The organism is Acidimicrobiia bacterium (genome assembly GCA_040880805.1).
Lineage (GTDB): Bacteria > Actinomycetota > Acidimicrobiia > IMCC26256 > DASPTH01 > DASPTH01.
In genome coordinates this window covers 1-16,368 of record JBBDHW010000059.1, presented here as the reverse complement: position 1 = coordinate 16,368, position 16,368 = coordinate 1, and the positions used below count along the sequence as shown (strand labels likewise).

Sequence of the window (16,368 nt, the reverse complement as noted above, 5' to 3'; positions counted from 1 at the left end):
AGAAGCGGCGGGGGGGGGGGGCAAACGGGGCCGCGAGACCAGGGTGCCAGCGATTCGGTTCGAGGACGTGTCGTTTCGGTATCCGGGCCGTGACGACGACGTGTTCATGAACTTGAACCTGGTGGTCGAGCCGGGTGAGTCGGTTGCGATTGTGGGTGAGAACGGTGTCGGAAAGACCACTCTGATCAAGCTGCTGGCGGGGTTCTATCGGCCGAGCGCGGGTCGTGTCCTGATTGACGGCATCGATCTGGACGAGCTGGACCTGGTCGCGTGGCGGCGACGGCTCGGCGTCATCTTTCAGGATTTCGTGCACTTCGAGCTCTCCGCCCGAGACAACATCGCGCTCGCGGGTCTCGACGAGCCTGGCGTTGACGAGGATGCCCGAGCGGCCGCCCAGGCGGCCGGCGCGTCTGAGATCATCGAGACGCTGCCGTCGGGCTGGGACTCGATGTTGTCTCGGAACTACACGGGTGGAGCGGAGCTGTCGGGCGGGCAGTGGCAGCGCGTCGCGCTCGCGCGCGCGCTGTTCGCGGCACGGCGTGGCGCACAGGTCCTCGTGCTCGACGAACCCACCGCGAACCTGGATGTCCACGCCGAAACCGAACTGTTCGACCAACTCCTCGAGCACGCCCGCGGCATGACCGCGATCGTGATCTCGCATCGCTACTCGACCGTGCGGAGGGCAGCACGCATCGTCGTACTCGCCGATGGGGGTGTCATCGAAGACGGCGGTCACGACTCGCTGCTCGCCCTTGACGGTGTGTACGCGCGCCTCTACCGGCTGCAGGCCGACCGTTTCGTGATGCCGGATGCGTCACCGCGCCAGGACCCTAACCGGTGAGTACCGAGGCAACCGCTGCAACCGATGACTTTGTCCCGAAGGCGCCGATGCGTCGACGGCTTGCGACCCTCCGAGCGCTCCTTGCGCGTGCCGACCGACGCTTCCTCGTGGTGATGGTCGTGCTCATCGCGTTCCTGACGGTCGCCGGCGCGGCGCAGAGCTTGGCGCTCAAGTGGATGGTCAACGGCGCGATCGAGGGTCGCTGGACGTTCGCGACGGTCGCGGCGGTGGTCGGCGGACTCGCGGCTGGCGTGCTCGGCGCCGCGGGTCGCGTCTACATGAATCTCCAAGACTGGATCGCGACTCGGATCGGCGCGGAGATCGAAGGTGACACCCTCAACGCCGCGGCCACGATGCCCGGTCTCGAACACCTCGAGCGACCCGACTATCTCGACCAACTCAGACTGGTCAACCGCGCCGGTGACAACCTCGTACGGTCGGTGTTCGCGGTGACGGACCTGATCTCGCTCGCGGCGCGTATCGCCATCGGGGTGTGGCTGCTCGCGACCGTCAATCCCGTCCTCGTGCTCGTACCGATCTTCGCCGTGCCGTCCGTGCTCTTTACCCCGCGGGCCCAAGCTCAGGTTGAGCAGGCGGCGGTCATTGCCGCCGAGCGCGCCCGAGCCTCCGACCACCTCCACCGGTTGTTCTCCGACCAGGCCGCAGCCATGGAGATGCGCGTCTTCGACTGTGGTGCCGCTCTCGACGCACGCGCCGATCAACTCTGGCACGACGTCGCCCACATCAAGTTCCTCGGAGCTCTCAAGGCCTCCCTGGTGTCATCGACAGGATGGGCGATCCTCGCCATCGGATACGTCGGGGCGCTCGCCGTCGTCGCGCTCGACGCGGCAGCCGGCACCGCCTCGCCCGGAGATGTGCTCCTCGTCTCGCAACTAGCGTTGCAACTCCGTGGCAACGTTGCCCAGACAACCACCTCGGTCCGCCAGTCCGTCGCCGCGATGCGGCTCACCGACCGGTTCCTCTGGCTCCAAGATCTGGCAGCCGAACAGACGGCCGCCTTCGCGGGATCACACCCGCCTCCCACGCGCATCACCAACGGGATCAGCTTCGACCACGTCACCTTCGCCTACCCCGGCACCGACACGCCGGTACTCAACGACCTCACATTCGAACTTCCCGCCGGCTCGACCGTCGCGCTCGTCGGCGAGAACGGCGCCGGCAAGACCACACTCGTCAAACTCCTCTGCCGCTTCTACAACCCGACCCATGGTCGCGTCACCATCGACGACTTTGATCTCGCCTCCGTCGACCCGGTCGAGTGGCGGACGTGCCTCGCCGGCAGCTTCCAGGACTACCTCCACCTCGAAACCACAGCCAACCGAAGCGTCGGGCTCGGCGACCCACCCTGGATGGACGACAACGAGCGCGTCGTTGCCGCCCTCGAGCGAGCAGACTCCCGGCGCCTTCCCGAGCGTTGGCCCCAAGGGCTCGCCACCCAACTCGGCAAGACCTACGAAGACGGCATCGAACTCTCCGGCGGACAATGGCAACGCGTCGCCATCGCGCGGGGAATGATGCGCATCACCCCGCTCCTGCTCATCCTCGACGAACCCACCGCAGCCCTCGATCCCTCCGCCGAACAAGCGCTCTACAACCGCTACGCCAGCACGTCCCGCCAGGTACGCGCGGACGGCGGCGTCGTGCTGCTCGTCTCACACCGGTTCTCCTCCGTCCGCATGGCCGACCTCATCGTCGTACTCCACCACGGCACACTCACCGAGATCGGCACCCACGAAGGCCTCCTCGCCGCCGACGGCCACTACGCGCACATGTACCAACAACAAGCCGCCGCATACACCTGACACCGTCTGCACCAGCGCAGCGCGCGCGGACACCAGATCCCACGGGGGCATCAGGCTCGTGGCCACCGGAACAGCCCGGCGACCACGCCAGTCGCACCTCGGAGGTGCCGGGCACACGCGCTGCCAGACGTGCCGATCTGTCGCGCAAATCCCACCGGTACAAGCGGTGTTCTGTATGCGTGTTCGGGCGCGGGGGCTCTCTAGTGTTGCCCTACTCCTTGAGCTGGCGAGCACGGAGGGCAAGTACTTCAGCAACCTCGGCGTAAATGGGCGCTGCGAAAGCGACCGCGTGGTCAGGGCGCGGTTCCTCGAACCGCTCGAGTGCGAACCCAGAGTCGAGGACCGTATTGAGCAATGTGCTGAGTGTCCGGTGGTACCTGCCGATGTCACGAAGCAGGCTGTCAGGATTGTCCGGCCACCATCGGCCTTCCTGAAAGTAGTTACCGAGCACCTTCACCAGGTGCCCGTCGCGTTCGTCGGTCGTTGACCACGGCGGCTCGAAGCATGGATGCAACGCCGCGATCACCAGCCAGCCGCCCGGCACCAAGACTCGCGCGACCGCCCCGAGGACTTGGTCGAGGTCGTCGAAGTCGGTCGTCGCCAGGCAGATCGTCGCACCGTCGAACGAGTTGCTATCGATCGTGTCGAGCATTCGTGCGTCGTCCACGACATAGCTGAGATCCGAAGATAGATGTGGCTCTTGCGCTTCGGCGATCTGGACCAGCGCGGCTGAAAAGTCCACACCGACAACGGTCGTGTAGCGAGCCGCCAGCGCGCGCGTCAGCACACCCTGCCCACACGCGACGTCGAGCACCCGGCCGCCGGGCACACAGAGATCCAGCACCGATGGCACCGCGACCTGGTGGATGAACGAGCCATCCACAAACTCGTCGTAGCGCGCAGCGATCGAGTCGTAACTCACCAACCCAAGTTTTACTCAATTACTCGCTGCGGTGAGGACGCGCCACGGTGCCTGGAGGACACCTTCAGCCAAGCTCAATCGTCCGTCGACCCACGATGATCGCCCACCCATCACGATGCTCTTCGAGGTCCGACAGACGCGACCTCAGAGTGACACTCGCCAGACAAGGCGGCAGTGCCGGATCTCGAGGCCGAGCGATCCGGAGTGACGAGCGAAGATCTGCTCGAGTGTCGCCGAGACCGCGTAGAAGGGCAGGGTGGGGTGACGGCGACCGGCCAAGCGTGCGTGGAGTTCACGCGGGTCGTCGAACCATTCCGGGACATCGAACCACCAGCAGCTGTCCAGCACCGCTGGCGATTCTGCGATCGGCTGCTCGACCCAGCTGCGCACCTGCTCATAGGAGAACGCGGTCAAGCGCAGCTGATCGGGAAGCTCGCGGTTCCATTCCGGCACCGCACCCGCGGTACCGGTTGGATGCATTCCCACGATCACCGCCTTGGGTGCAGCCAGCCGGCACGCTTCCCCGAGCCACTTGTCGAGCGTCGGGCCCCTGCGGTCCACGAACACGTCGACGGAGGCATCCTCGCCGGGTAGCGCGGCCGAGCCATCGAGCGCGGCGACTACGAACGTGGCGTTCTCGACGCCACGTTCAGCCGCGAGCTCGCGCGCCAATCCGATCGCGGCGCCGTCGCGATCGACACCAACGATGGTCTCGCAACGTTCGGCGAGGGAAATCGCGAAACCGCCGTGGCCGCACCCGACATCGAGCACGACCCTGTCCGAGTCGAGGTGATCGAGCACCAACTGCTCGAAGAACACCTCGCCGTTCGCGTCGCCGACCCTCGATCGCCACGCATGAGCAAAGCCGCGATCGACAATGCGCTCGTCAGCCAACCAATCAGTCAAGTCCGCCGGGTACACCGCCAAGAAGGCCCTTTTCGCCTCGAGGATGCACGAGGCTCTCACCCGAGCATCAATCGCGGCAAACGGATTTCCCCACAAGCCGACCTCCGCCACTGGGCGCCGGCGTTTCGGACACGCGTCGGACGCAGGCCCATGAATTGACACAGACGCCACATAGGACCGTCCGTGAACTGCGTTCACGGTGTGCCAGTCGAGAGCATCGCACTACCCAGCGCGCGCACCCGGCGCGTAGGTGAGGCGTTTCTGACTTCGCGCGACGGATCTCGGGTTTTTCAGACCACATCATGAGCGGGTCTCCGGGCGACGGTTTCGGTTGTGTCGGTGGTAGGTGCGGCGGGCTTGGTCGGCGCGTTCGAGGCCGGCTCGGCGCGCGGCGCGGATCGCCTCACCGCGTCCTTGGTGTTCGTCGTCGGGGGTGACGTATCCGATCGCGGCATGCAAGCGAACGCTGTTGTACTCGATCCGGACGCGTTCGAGTTCGGCGCCGAGGATCTGGGGGTCAGTGATGGTCTCGAGGTGCGGCCACTCGCTCTTGACGTGCCCGAAGAAACTCTCGATCGGTGCCTGGTCGGTGGGCACACCAGGGCGGCCGAAATGGGTCGCGATGGAGCACAGGGCCATGAACGCCCGCGTCGCATCGGCGGTCATGGGCGCGCCGTTGTCGGAGACCGCCAACAGGATCGGGATGTCGTCGACGTCGGGGAGCTCGCCGGTGTCGAGGCGGTCCTCGACGAGTTCGATGAGGTCTTCGAGCTCGAGCGCGCGCACGAACACGTTGCGGGTCTGGATGGCGGTCTCTTCAGCTGAGAGCAGCGTGTCGATCCACTTGCGGGACACCAAGTCGATGATCGCGAAGCAGTTCGGGGCGCGCCGGCACCGCGAGAAGTGGGTGACGTCGTAGCCCCACACTTGGTTCGGGCGATACTCCACCCATTCGGGCCATGGCGCGCGTTCCCGTGGCGCGGGCCGCGGTAGCGGAGCGGGCAGACCCACGTCGTGAGCAGCCAGAACACGCCGCACCGTCGAGGGCGCGACCCACACCCGTTCCAGGTAGGAGCCGCGGTGTGCGAGCTTGCGATGCGAACAGTCGATCGGACCCCACTCCTCCGCCAGCGCCAGGATCGCGTCGATCTCAGACGGCATGAGCCCATGGATCGCGTTCCCGCCCGGGCGATGGTCATCGAGCGTGTCGAACGCACGGCGGGCTTGCCAGCGCCACACCCGCCGCCGATCGATCTGGAGCGTCTGACACGCACGCTCGAGTGACCAGCCTGCTGCGCAGCACTCCTCGATGATCGCCAGCAGCTTGTCCTTGACGGCCCCGTCCACCCGGCCGGGGATCGGGCCGCTCAACCCCAGGAGACTTTTCCCCGTAACGCGACGAGCTCGATCGAGAGCTCCACGATCGTGGTCGCCAACCGCGCGTTCTCGGCGCGCAATCTGGCCGCCTCGGTCAGCTCCGCCGCATCGCCACGTCGACCCGGCCTCGACGCTTGCAACGCCGCGATCGCGCCGTCCTTGGCCACCTTGCGCAACGTCATGATCGTCGTGCGATCCACGCCCGCTTCCAGCGCCGCCTGCTGGGAGGTCAGCTCCCCGGTGAGGACCTTCAACCACAGCTCGTACTTCTGTTCGGCCGACAAGAACCGCTTCGGTCTCCTCGACACCACAGGCTTGGGATCGGACATGAGCACTCCTCTGGCTCAGACCCGAACACCCTCCCAGATGAGGTCTGATTCCCAGCGCATCTCGTCGCGCGAAGTCAGGCGCAACGGATAGGTGATGCGATGAAGGAGCGGGGCCTCCGCTCCCCGTGAGGATCCGAGTCGGTGAGACTCGGGGCTTCACAAACCAAGTCCTCGTCGTGAGGAAGGGAGGCCCCTGTGGGTGGACGTTACGTCGGTATTGATCTGCATCGTCGGCGGTCGGTGATCTACACGATGGACGCGGATGGCGAGAAGCTCGAGTGTGTTCGGATCGCGAACGATCCGTGGGTGTTGCTCGAGGAGGTCGCGAAGGCGGGTTCGGACGCGGAGGTGGTGATCGAGGCCACGTACGGCTGGTACTGGGCAGTGGACCTGCTCCAAGACGCGGGGTTCCGTGTGCATCTGTCGCATCCGTCAGGCAACGATTGGGGGAACCGTCGGGTCAAGAACGACGAACGCGACGCGCGTGATCTCGCGGATCTGTTGCGGCTGGGTCGATTGGCGGAGGCGTGGATCGCGCCGCCGGCGGTCCGGGAGTTGCGCGAGCTGGTGCGCTACCGGGCGAAGTTGGTGCAGCTGCGCTCGGGGCTGAAGGCTCAGGTGCACGCGGTGATGGCCAAAGAGGGGGTGCTGCCAGCGCTGGGCGACATGTTCGGGCCGGGCGGGCAACGTCACCTCGATGAGATGCAACTCGCGGACGCGTACATGGTGCGGGTCGAGTCGCTGCGGGATCTCATCAAGGTCTACGACCGCGAAGTCGTGGCGTTGGAACGCAAGATCCACCAGCAGCTGCGCGACGACCGCGGCTACCAGGCCATCCAAGCGGCGCGTGTCAACCTTTGTGAGGCAGATTTCTTGGGGAATCATTGTGTCGTGGCGGTGTCCTCCTGTGGTTCGTTGATCCAGGCGATGGTGGGCAGCGCGGGCGGTGTCGGCGGCTTGCGCACGAACCGTTCGGGGTGTTCGGCGTACGCGTCGGTGAGCACGTGAGCGCGCTGGGCTTGTAGGAGTTCGGCGCGTCCGTAGTGGACGTCGGCGGGGGTGTGGAACCCGATGCCTGAGTGGCGGTGCTCGTCGTTGTACCAACCGAAGAACCGTCCGCAGAACGCATGCGCGTCTTCGAAGCTGCCGAAGCGTTCAGGGAACGCGGGACGATATTTCAGGGTGCGGAACTGGCTTTCGGAGAACGGGTTGTCGTTCGAGACGTGGGGCCGGGAGTGTGACTTGGTGACCCCGAGATCCGCGAGCAAGAACGCGACCGGTTTCGCGGTCATCGGCGATCCGCGGTCGGCGTGGATGGTCAACTGACCGTGTCTGATCTGTTGCTTGGTGATGGTCTCGGTGAGGAGCGCCTCGACCAGGTTGGCGCGCTCGGCTCGCGCCAGGAGCCAGCCGGGAACGTAGCGGCTGAAGATGTCGATGATCACGTACAGGTAGTAGTAGGTCCACTTGGCTGGGCCGAGCAGCTTGGTGATGTCGTAGGACCACACGGCGTTCGGGCCGGCCGCGACGAGTTCGGGTTTCTTGGCCGCCGGGTGGGTGGCGTGACGTCGTCGTTCGTGTACCTCGTCGTGTTCGCGTAGCACCCGATACATCGTCGGCACCGACGCCAGGTAGATGCCCTGGTCGAGGAGCTTGGCGTAGACCGTCGCCGGTGCCTCGTCGACGTGTTCCTCAGAGTTGAGCACCCGCCGCAGCTCCTTACGCTCAACCTCGGTGAGCGCCCGCGGCTGGGGTGCCGGGACGCGTTCGGGCCGCTCGGGTGACGGGCTCTGGCGGTGCCGGCGATACCAACGCGCTTGGGGTTCGCCGAGCGCGGCGCAGCCGGCGCGCACACCGACCAGCGGCACCAACTCGACCATGGCCTCATCGATCATTGCGTCTCGCCCCTCTCGTCCGCTGCGCTGCCGGTGGCGAGTTGCTCCAACAACGCCGAGAGCTTTCCCTGGACCTCGATCACCTTGCGGGCCTTGTCGAGCTCGCCCGACAAGCGTCCATTCTCCTTACGCAACCGCGCGATCTCACGGTCGCGAGGATCGGCTGGTGTTCGTCCCGCCGGCTTGGCCAACGCCTCGAGCGCACCGCGGTCGCGTTGTGTACGCCACGCCGTGATCAACGACGTGTACAAGCCCTCGCGTCGCAACAACGCTCCCTTGCCCGCCTTGTCGAGCGTCTCGTACTCGGCGAGGACCCGAGCCTTGTACCTCGCCGAGTAGCGGCGCGGGCCGCGCGCCCGCTCCAACACCTCGGGATCCGGATCAGTCGTGTCTTCCATCGCGCCAGCATCGGCGCGCGCGTCCAACGAATCGGTGATGCTCGTGGTCATCGGGGAGAGTCCTTCCCCGCCCTCTCAGCTCAATGAAACAGCAGTCCGATCTGCCTCAGCTGAGGTTGACACAGAGGGAAGCCCTCACCGGGGTCGGACGGACCATGGCCGCGATCTTTGTCGCCGAGATCGGTGACGTCTCCCGGTTCCGTTCCGCGGAAGCATTGTGTTCCTGGGCCGGTCTCACGCCCCGTCACCGCGAGTCCGACACCAAGGTGACGCGCGGCTCGATCTCCAAGATGGGCAACCGGTTGGTGTGCTGGGCTGCACTCGAAGCGGTCGCCGCGTACAAGGGCGGCCCCAAACTCAAAGCGGACTTCTACCGCATCGCCGAGCGGCGCGGCACCAACAAGGCACGCGTCGCGGTGGCCCGCAAACTCCTCACGCTGATCTACTACGGCCTGCGCGACGGCGAGATCCGCTGTTTGCGCGACAACGAAGCCGTGGCAGCGTGAGCGCTCGGACGCGACCACAAGCGAGCTCGTGTATCGGCATGACTCCCAGCGTGCTGGCGAGTCGGGGTATGTGATTGAGCCCTTGCTGGTCGTGGCCGGACCGCACCATGCGCCCGGAAGTGGGCGAAGAGATGACTCGGCAGCCGAGCCTGCCGTCCCTCACCGCATGAGGGAACCCTGGTGCGGACCTCGCGTGTTCGCGAGCTGAACACAACCGAATTCCCGACACCACGACACGCAGCGCGCGCGTCGCCACGACCGCGCGCGCCTCACGCTCACCAGCCCGATCCCGCGTCACCAACCACCCCAACGACTTTTCTGCGTCGGACCCCTTGACACGGCCCCACTCCTTCAGAGATGCCGATCTGTACTCGCTGATGTCGTGACTCGACGCGCGTTCTGGCGGCACGATCTGTACCGCGGCCGCCATTGTGCTGAGGTGACGATGATGAGTGTCGCCGCGCTCGTACGCTCACCCTGCGTGCGAAGAGCGTCAGCATTGGTGGCCGGTGTCGTGATATTGCTTACCGCTCTCTCTGCGTCCGGAGGCGTCGCGAGGTTCGGAGGTATCCCGGTCGACGCGGCGGCACTGCAACCGGTAGGGACGAAGCTCGGTAATGGATTCTCCGTCGCCGCGGGTACCGCGCTGGTCGGTGACGTCTTTCCCATTCCCATCGTGTACCACCAAGCGGAACCGATCATTGATCGTGGCTGGCGAGCGATCCTGCTTGTCACAGGTGACCCTCGCACGGTCATGGCGTCGTACCAACGACAAGCGAGAGCGGCTGGTATGGAACTGCATTTTCCTCCGCCGACCCTCTGCGCCTTCAATCGCATCAGCACCGAGATTTACGAGTGCTTCGCGATGGGCGCGGACGACTCGACCAACGACTCCCGGAGAGTGACGTTCAGCCTGATGCGTGGCCCAGGTTTGTACGGTCCGATGTCCCATCTCACGATCGTCTACAACGATCCCGATCAACCGAACGGCGTGTTCCTGGACTCCACGCTCCCGACCGACGCCCAGCCCGGACCCGAGCCACCTGCGGTGCCCAGAGACTGGGAGCGCCTCGCGCGACCCGGCGACTTCTTGTTCGGCGATTCGTATAAGGCGCTGTCGGGGTTCGTTGCGCCGCCCCTGAAGGTTGAGCCCGGCAGCACCGCTGCGGCACCTGTCGGTCCCGCTGTCAATGGCTTTGCCGGTAGCTACGACTGGGTCGCTGTGCTGCGCGTCACGGACGATCCGGGAAAGATCGTTACCGCCTACCGTCGTCAGCTCCGCTCGAAACAGCGCAGGTTTGGCAATCTTTCCCCCACGGTGATGACGCGGCCGCAGGCAGGTACGACTGTGTACCAGTTCAGTACAGAACGCGCCGGCGGTTGGAATCACTTCGTCGAGATTGTGCACAGATCACGGGGTGACTGGATGCTCGTGGGCGCATCCGCGCAAACCTAAGATCACGCGCACCGATTGCCCTGAATGGCGCTCGTTCTGCCACGGACAGCAGCGCACAGATCAACGAGGCGGGAAGTGCCGAGCAACGCCGGAACCAGGGCGCGACCTACGTGCCGTTCTGCACTCTCGATTTTGACGCGGACCTCGTCGTTCGGTGCGTGGTTCTGTATCTGAACAGTGGGACGGCGGTCGTCAGTCGAGGGCAAGCCACCATTTCCGGTCCGCCCATGCAACGAAGGGGTCTTCCAGAGACCAGTCAAGGTCGGGTGTCCCCATCTTGATCGCAGCAGCTCGCGCCTTCTTGATGCTCGCTTCGCGTGATTGCGTCAGCACGTGCGTGACTTGTGCATCAGGAGTGCCTTGCTCAAGGGCGCGCCACAGTCGAACGATTTCTGACGCAAAGTCGGCGACTTTGTTCTTGAGGTGTTCGCCTCCCCCGACGGGCGCCGGAGCCTTCCACCGTGCCCACACGTGGGCGACCGCCGCGTTGAGGTGCTTCATCCAGGAGGTGTACAGCGGCGACGCTAAGGGCTCAAGATGACCGAGCCTGGCGCGACTCTGGTACGCGCCCTCCTTCTCGCGATGCTCGCAAAAGAGCTCGAAGAGAGCACGCTGATGCACGAACGCGCCGTATTCCGCGGTGGCAACGAGATGCTTCGGCCAGGCTTCGCGCGTATCAGGATGGCATGCGCACCAAGTCGTAGCTGCTACGAGCATGTATTCAAGCTCGTGCGTCAGATGGGTCCGAACGAACTGTGCGAGATCCTGTGCCACTCGGTCACCCTAAGTTCCCGTTCGGTCGCGGCTTGGACCTTGTTGCACTCGTGGCTATGCGTGTATGCCCGGTCGCGGCTCGACGATGGCCGGCCAGAGGCCGGCACAGGCTTCCAAGGGCACCCCGTCGATCTGCATGAGCGGGCGCTCGATCGCTTGCTCGAACATGTTTCGCGAATCAGCATCGAGGTGTTCGGCGATCATCGACTCGAAATGCTGAAGGGAGTGATCGAGGAAACGGCAGTAGCCGGCAACCGCGGTCCGCAACTCTTGGAGAACGTTTTCGTACCGGTAGCCGGTTGCATCGACCAGCCCCGGACGGAGCGATGAGATGCCGTGGTCGTCGGTGTGCACCACAAGCTGATATCGGGCGTCGGTGTGAGTCCTCATGTCGCGCATCCCGGGTTGTTTGCTGGGCAGCGGGTCGAGTCCACGTATCGATTCGAACCAGTCCCGCTCTTCCTCGAGGATTGCCTTGTAGGTGGGATCGAACTCAGGGCGCTTCTCGCGGAACCATTTCTGTTGGTCGTGGAAGCTTCGCGTCGTGATTGACGCCTTCCGCCCCTCCATGCCGTACAGCTGCGGTACAAGATGAGCGACGCAATCGGCCTGGATGCGGAGGTACGACAGAGCTGAGTCGAGGAACAGGGCCAGCTCGACGTGCACCTCAGGACGCTGGGCCTGCATGTCCGAACTGCCTAGCGCCAGTTCTTGGAGCAAGGCGGACGCCGCCTCCGTCAACCGGCGGCCTGCGAGGTCGAAGAGCCACACCGTCTCGCGCAAGCGCCCGGTCCACTGCTGAAACGACCAGTCGTTTGAGTTGTCTTCCCACTTCGGACGTTCGCCAGCCTGATCGGGAAGTTGCGGCAGCCGGAACGCGGCGACCAACCACCCGGCCATTCCCAAGAAGCCGAACCGAAGCTCGACGGGCGTCTCGTTGGCGTTGACGACGAGTCCGTGTCGCTGACTCACTCCCACAGGACGCTCTCCACCGGACAACCATCGCGCAATGGTCGACGCTGGATCGTCAAGTCCGCTGTTTCTCCGACTCCAGGTAGCCGGCGAGCAGGACTCAACTCGAGTTGTTGCTCACGTACGCAACGACCGAGGTGCCTGATTGTGTGATGGCACGGGGTTGCGGTTGTTCGTAGCGTCGTAGAGGTCCCGGCGGGGTCACTCTCCCTCTGTGCCTGCTGCCCTGGTGGGGTTGGCTGACGAACGAGCTGTTGGCCCGTCGGGATCTCGCCGTGGTGTGGCTCGAAAGAGGAACGCACATCGAACATCTGCAATCAGGAGTGCCCGCCGCGGTTCTCATTTTCGACAAGGAGGATCACGGTGATGGTGATGATTGGTATCGACCCGCACAAGTCGACGCACACGGCGGTCGCGATCGACGGCCACGAAGTCGAGCTCGCCCGGTTGAAGCTACGAGCGAGCAAACGCCAAAGCGCACAGCTGCTCACGTGGGCGCGAGGGTTCGAGGATCGTGCGTGTCGGCCGCGGGGCTCGGCTATCTCCTCGCGCAGCAACTCCTGGCCGCCGGCGAGACGGTCGTCGATGTTCCCGCCACGCTCGCAGCGCGGGTGCGCGTGTTGGGAACTGGCCGTTCCGATAAGAACGACCCCAACGACGCCCGTGCGGTCGCGGTGGCGGCGTTGCGCGCACCGGCGCTGACGGTGGTGCGTCCCGAGGACCACGTGACCGTGCTGCGGGTGCTCGCGAAACGCAATCTGGATCTGGCCCGCTGGCGCAACAAGGTGTGCTGTCGCCTCCATGCGCTCGTCGCAGAGCTCCACCCGGGCGGGATCACCAAAGAAATCGTTGTCGCACAAGCCTCCCAGCTCCTCGACAGCCTCCAGCCGATCGGTGCTGCCGCCGTTGAGCGTCACGCGATGGCGCTCGAGCTCCTCGAGGACCTCGTCCACATCGACACCCAAATACGCGAATCGCGGCGGCGCATCACCGCCGCCGTGACCGCGTCGGGAACCACACTCACCGACATCTTCGGGGTCGGACCGGTCATCGCCGCGATGCTCATCGCGGCGCGTGTCAACCTTTGTGAGGCAGATTTCTTGGGGAATCATTGTGTCGTGGCGGTGTCCTCCTGTGGTTCGTTGATCCAGGCGATGGTGGGCAGCGCGGGCGGTGTCGGCGGCTTGCGCACGAACCGTTCGGGGTGTTCGGCGTACGCGTCGGTGAGCACGTGAGCGCGCTGGGCTTGTAGGAGTTCGGCGCGTCCGTAGTGGACGTCGGCGGGGGTGTGGAACCCGATGCCTGAGTGGCGGTGCTCGTCGTTGTACCAACCGAAGAACCGTCCGCAGAACGCATGCGCGTCTTCGAAGCTGCCGAAGCGTTCAGGGAACGCGGGACGATATTTCAGGGTGCGGAACTGGCTTTCGGAGAACGGGTTGTCGTTCGAGACGTGGGGCCGGGAGTGTGACTTGGTGACCCCGAGATCCGCGAGCAAGAACGCGACCGGTTTCGCGGTCATCGGCGATCCGCGGTCGGCGTGGATGGTCAACTGACCGTGTCTGATCTGTTGCTTGGTGATGGTCTCGGTGAGGAGCGCCTCGACCAGGTTGGCGCGCTCGGCTCGCGCCAGGAGCCAGCCGGGAACGTAGCGGCTGAAGATGTCGATGATCACGTACAGGTAGTAGTAGGTCCACTTGGCTGGGCCGAGCAGCTTGGTGATGTCGTAGGACCACACGGCGTTCGGGCCGGCCGCGACGAGTTCGGGTTTCTTGGCCGCCGGGTGGGTGGCGTGACGTCGTCGTTCGTGTACCTCGTCGTGTTCGCGTAGCACCCGATACATCGTCGGCACCGACGCCAGGTAGATGCCCTGGTCGAGGAGCTTGGCGTAGACCGTCGCCGGTGCCTCGTCGACGTGTTCCTCAGAGTTGAGCACCCGCCGCAGCTCCTTACGCTCAACCTCGGTGAGCGCCCGCGGCTGGGGTGCCGGGACGCGTTCGGGCCGCTCGGGTGACGGGCTCTGGCGGTGCCGGCGATACCAACGCGCTTGGGGTTCGCCGAGCGCGGCGCAGCCGGCGCGCACACCGACCAGCGGCACCAACTCGACCATGGCCTCATCGATCATTGCGTCTCGCCCCTCTCGTCCGCTGCGCTGCCGGTGGCGAGTTGCTCCAACAACGCCGAGAGCTTTCCCTGGACCTCGATCACCTTGCGGGCCTTGTCGAGCTCGCCCGACAAGCGTCCATTCTCCTTACGCAACCGCGCGATCTCACGGTCGCGAGGATCGGCTGGTGTTCGTCCCGCCGGCTTGGCCAACGCCTCGAGCGCACCGCGGTCGCGTTGTGTACGCCACGCCGTGATCAACGACGTGTACAAGCCCTCGCGTCGCAACAACGCTCCCTTGCCCGCCTTGTCGAGCGTCTCGTACTCGGCGAGGACCCGAGCCTTGTACCTCGCCGAGTAGCGGCGCGGGCCGCGCGCCCGCTCCAACACCTCGGGATCCGGATCAGTCGTGTCTTCCATCGCGCCAGCATCGGCGCGCGCGTCCAACGAATCGGTGATGCTCGTGGTCATCGGGGAGAGTCCTTCCCCGCCCTCTCAGCTCAATGAAACAGCAGTCCGATCTGCCTCAGCTGAGGTTGACACAGAGGGTCGGCTACACCGGCGATCCGTGCCGCTTCGCCACCGAAGCTCGCTACGCCGCCTACAACGGCACCGCCCCCATCGAGTTCTCCTCGGCGGGACGCAAGACACACCGGCTCTCGCGTCGCGGGAACCGCAAGCTGAACCACGCGATCCACATGGCTGCGGTCACCCAGATCCGACACGCACACAGTCCCGGACGCGGCTACTACGAACGCAAAGTCGCCGAGGGCAAGACCCGCAAAGAAGCGCTGCGCGCGTTGAAGCGTCGCATCAGCGACGTCATCTACCGCCACCTCATCGCCGACGCGCAGCGCGTCCAGCAATAGCGCAGGGTCCGGGAGGACAGACGGGAACGACTCCTAAGGCCAGCGTGGCCGGCTCCGCACCCTGATGGCGCTCTTCGGTGTAGTCACTCCCGGACCCGACACAACGCTACGACCAACAACCAGCCCCGCGCCCGGGAACACCCTCGCGCGCCGTCACACACCCACCACGACCCCACTTGACAACAAAGAGGTATTCGTTCTGTGCGCCGCGCCATCAGAATTCGGCAGTGCGTTCTGTCGGCGCGTTCTGTGGCGGAGTTCGAAGCGATCCGCTCAGATCTCGACTTAGCAGGACGCACACCGCGAACGGCGCGTCGTCCTGCTCTCCTTCGAGTCCTTCCACCGCGCCACGACCTCATCTCACCCGCGTACCGCATGCCGACGCGCTCCATGACAGCCCGGGACCGCAGGTTGTGACGAACCGTGCACGACACCACGGCCTCCACGCCCAGGACGGCGAATGCAAACTCGAGCCCCGCGCGCCCAATCTCGGACACGTAGCCGCGTCCCCAGAACTTGCGGCGCAGCGCCCACCCGATCTCCAGCCAGTGCGCATGCGCCGCGAAGGGGTGATCGGTCTTGTGCGCCAGCCGCACCCACGGTTCCGACGGCAGGAGCGCATAGATCTGACCCCAGTCATCGTCGACCGGCGTACGCGACAGACCCCCGCCACCGACGACCTCGCCGCTCACCCGGTCATAAGCGATCCATTTGTGGACCCCGTGGCTCCGCCACGAATCGCCCATGAACCTCGCCTGCCGAGCGGCCTCCTCCGCGCTCGGCTTCCCGCCCTCATACCAGCGAGCCACCTCGTCATCGTTGTGCACGAGCCACAGCGCACCAGCGTTGGCCGGACCAGCGGGTTCAAGCCGTAGGCGAGCAGTGAATCGGATGCTCGCTTCGTGCTCCATCACGCAACGTTCTCCACCCGCACATTCTCGCGATGCGGCAAAGGTCTTGCGTTCGAGATAACGACACCCACCCCTCGCTGCATCCGCTGAGCGACGTCCTCGAACGCCTAACAGGGTGCTGAAAAACCCGGTTTGGACGCGTTTCGGCGCTGAAGAGGCGCAGGTCGCAGCGTCGCGCCGTCGGCGAGAACGCACTTCTTCAGCACCCTGCTAACTACTTCGACCTGAAAAACGGGGTTGAGTGAGTGGCGTGTGGCGGGCGGTTTCCGTGTTGGCGAGGCCGCGGGTC

The 16,368-nt window shown here is 65.2% G+C and carries 14 protein-coding genes and 2 pseudogenes; 7 read left to right on the top strand and 9 right to left on the bottom strand.

Annotation, left to right across the window (positions count from 1 at the left end; genetic code table 11):
- The coding region (locus WD271_15690) for an ATP-binding cassette domain-containing protein (protein MEX1009263.1) at window positions 1-841 on the top strand (841 nt) is incomplete at its 5' end.
- Window positions 838-2,664, top strand: coding sequence for an ABC transporter ATP-binding protein (locus WD271_15685; GenBank protein MEX1009262.1), 1,827 nt, complete (start codon window positions 838-840; stop codon window positions 2,662-2,664). The genes WD271_15690 and WD271_15685, both read left to right, overlap by 4 nt.
- A gap of 211 nt (window positions 2,665-2,875) precedes the next feature.
- Here WD271_15685 and WD271_15680 read toward each other — a convergent pair whose 3' ends face one another.
- From WD271_15680 to WD271_15665, 4 genes are all read right to left on the bottom strand, one after another.
- The gene (locus tag WD271_15680) at window positions 2,876-3,586 is read right to left on the bottom strand and encodes a methyltransferase domain-containing protein (GenBank protein MEX1009261.1); all 711 of its coding nucleotides are present in this window, start codon (window positions 3,584-3,586) and stop codon (window positions 2,876-2,878) included.
- Window positions 3,587-3,730: 144 nt separating this feature from the next.
- A complete protein-coding gene (locus tag WD271_15675) occupies window positions 3,731-4,492 on the bottom strand; it encodes a class I SAM-dependent methyltransferase (GenBank protein MEX1009260.1) in 762 nt (253 codons plus the stop codon).
- Between the two features lie 300 nt (window positions 4,493-4,792).
- Window positions 4,793-5,863: an integrase core domain-containing protein gene (locus WD271_15670; protein ID MEX1009259.1), complete on the bottom strand. Its 1,071-nt coding sequence runs from the start codon at window positions 5,861-5,863 to the stop codon at window positions 4,793-4,795.
- On the bottom strand, window positions 5,860-6,198 hold the full coding sequence (locus tag WD271_15665; GenBank protein ID MEX1009258.1) for a helix-turn-helix domain-containing protein: 339 nt from the start codon (window positions 6,196-6,198) through the stop codon (window positions 5,860-5,862). The genes WD271_15670 and WD271_15665 overlap by 4 nt, the downstream gene beginning before the upstream one ends.
- Before the next feature lie 195 nt (window positions 6,199-6,393).
- On the opposite strand from WD271_15665, the pseudogene WD271_15660 reads away from it, so the two are divergent.
- Window positions 6,394-6,819 (top strand): annotated as a pseudogene (locus tag WD271_15660) (transposase).
- Between the two features lie 260 nt (window positions 6,820-7,079).
- On the opposite strand, the gene WD271_15655 reads toward WD271_15660, so the two are convergent.
- Window positions 7,080-8,491, bottom strand: a protein-coding gene (locus WD271_15655; protein MEX1009257.1) for an IS3 family transposase whose coding sequence is annotated in 2 segments (ribosomal slippage) — window positions 7,080-8,161 and window positions 8,161-8,491 — 1,413 coding nt in all. Because the reading frame shifts where the segments join, the coding sequence is not laid out codon by codon here.
- A gap of 155 nt (window positions 8,492-8,646) precedes the next feature.
- Between WD271_15655 and WD271_15650 the strand changes: the two genes are divergently transcribed.
- Entirely contained in the window at window positions 8,647-8,997 is a 351-nt protein-coding gene (locus WD271_15650; protein ID MEX1009256.1) for a transposase, read from the top strand.
- 502 nt (window positions 8,998-9,499) lie between these two features.
- Window positions 9,500-10,453: a hypothetical protein gene (locus WD271_15645; protein MEX1009255.1), complete on the top strand. Its 954-nt coding sequence runs from the start codon at window positions 9,500-9,502 to the stop codon at window positions 10,451-10,453.
- 192 nt (window positions 10,454-10,645) lie between these two features.
- On the opposite strand, the gene WD271_15640 is transcribed toward WD271_15645, so the two are convergent.
- Entirely contained in the window at window positions 10,646-11,227 is a 582-nt protein-coding gene (locus WD271_15640) for a hypothetical protein (GenBank protein MEX1009254.1), read from the bottom strand.
- Between the two features lie 54 nt (window positions 11,228-11,281).
- Window positions 11,282-12,127 (bottom strand): hypothetical protein, encoded by an 846-nt coding sequence (locus tag WD271_15635; protein ID MEX1009253.1) that lies wholly within the window; start codon window positions 12,125-12,127, stop codon window positions 11,282-11,284.
- A gap of 347 nt (window positions 12,128-12,474) precedes the next feature.
- Here WD271_15635 and WD271_15630 point away from each other — a divergent pair.
- Window positions 12,475-13,014: pseudogene (locus tag WD271_15630) on the top strand (transposase).
- A 293-nt stretch (window positions 13,015-13,307) separates the two neighbouring features.
- Here the strand turns inward: WD271_15630 and WD271_15625 are convergent.
- Window positions 13,308-14,719 (bottom strand): IS3 family transposase gene (locus tag WD271_15625; protein MEX1009252.1). Its coding sequence is split into 2 segments (ribosomal slippage): window positions 13,308-14,389 and window positions 14,389-14,719, totalling 1,413 coding nucleotides; the frame shifts between segments, so codons are not numbered across the junction.
- Window positions 14,720-14,835: 116 nt separating this feature from the next.
- Between WD271_15625 and WD271_15620 the strand changes: the two genes are divergently transcribed.
- Window positions 14,836-15,168: a transposase gene (locus WD271_15620; GenBank protein ID MEX1009251.1), complete on the top strand. Its 333-nt coding sequence runs from the start codon at window positions 14,836-14,838 to the stop codon at window positions 15,166-15,168.
- 83 nt (window positions 15,169-15,251) lie between these two features.
- Here the strand turns inward: WD271_15620 and WD271_15615 are convergent, their stop codons facing one another.
- Complete coding sequence (locus tag WD271_15615) at window positions 15,252-16,079, bottom strand: GNAT family N-acetyltransferase (GenBank protein ID MEX1009250.1); 828 nt, start codon at window positions 16,077-16,079, stop codon at window positions 15,252-15,254.
- Window positions 16,080-16,368 lie beyond the last annotated feature (289 nt).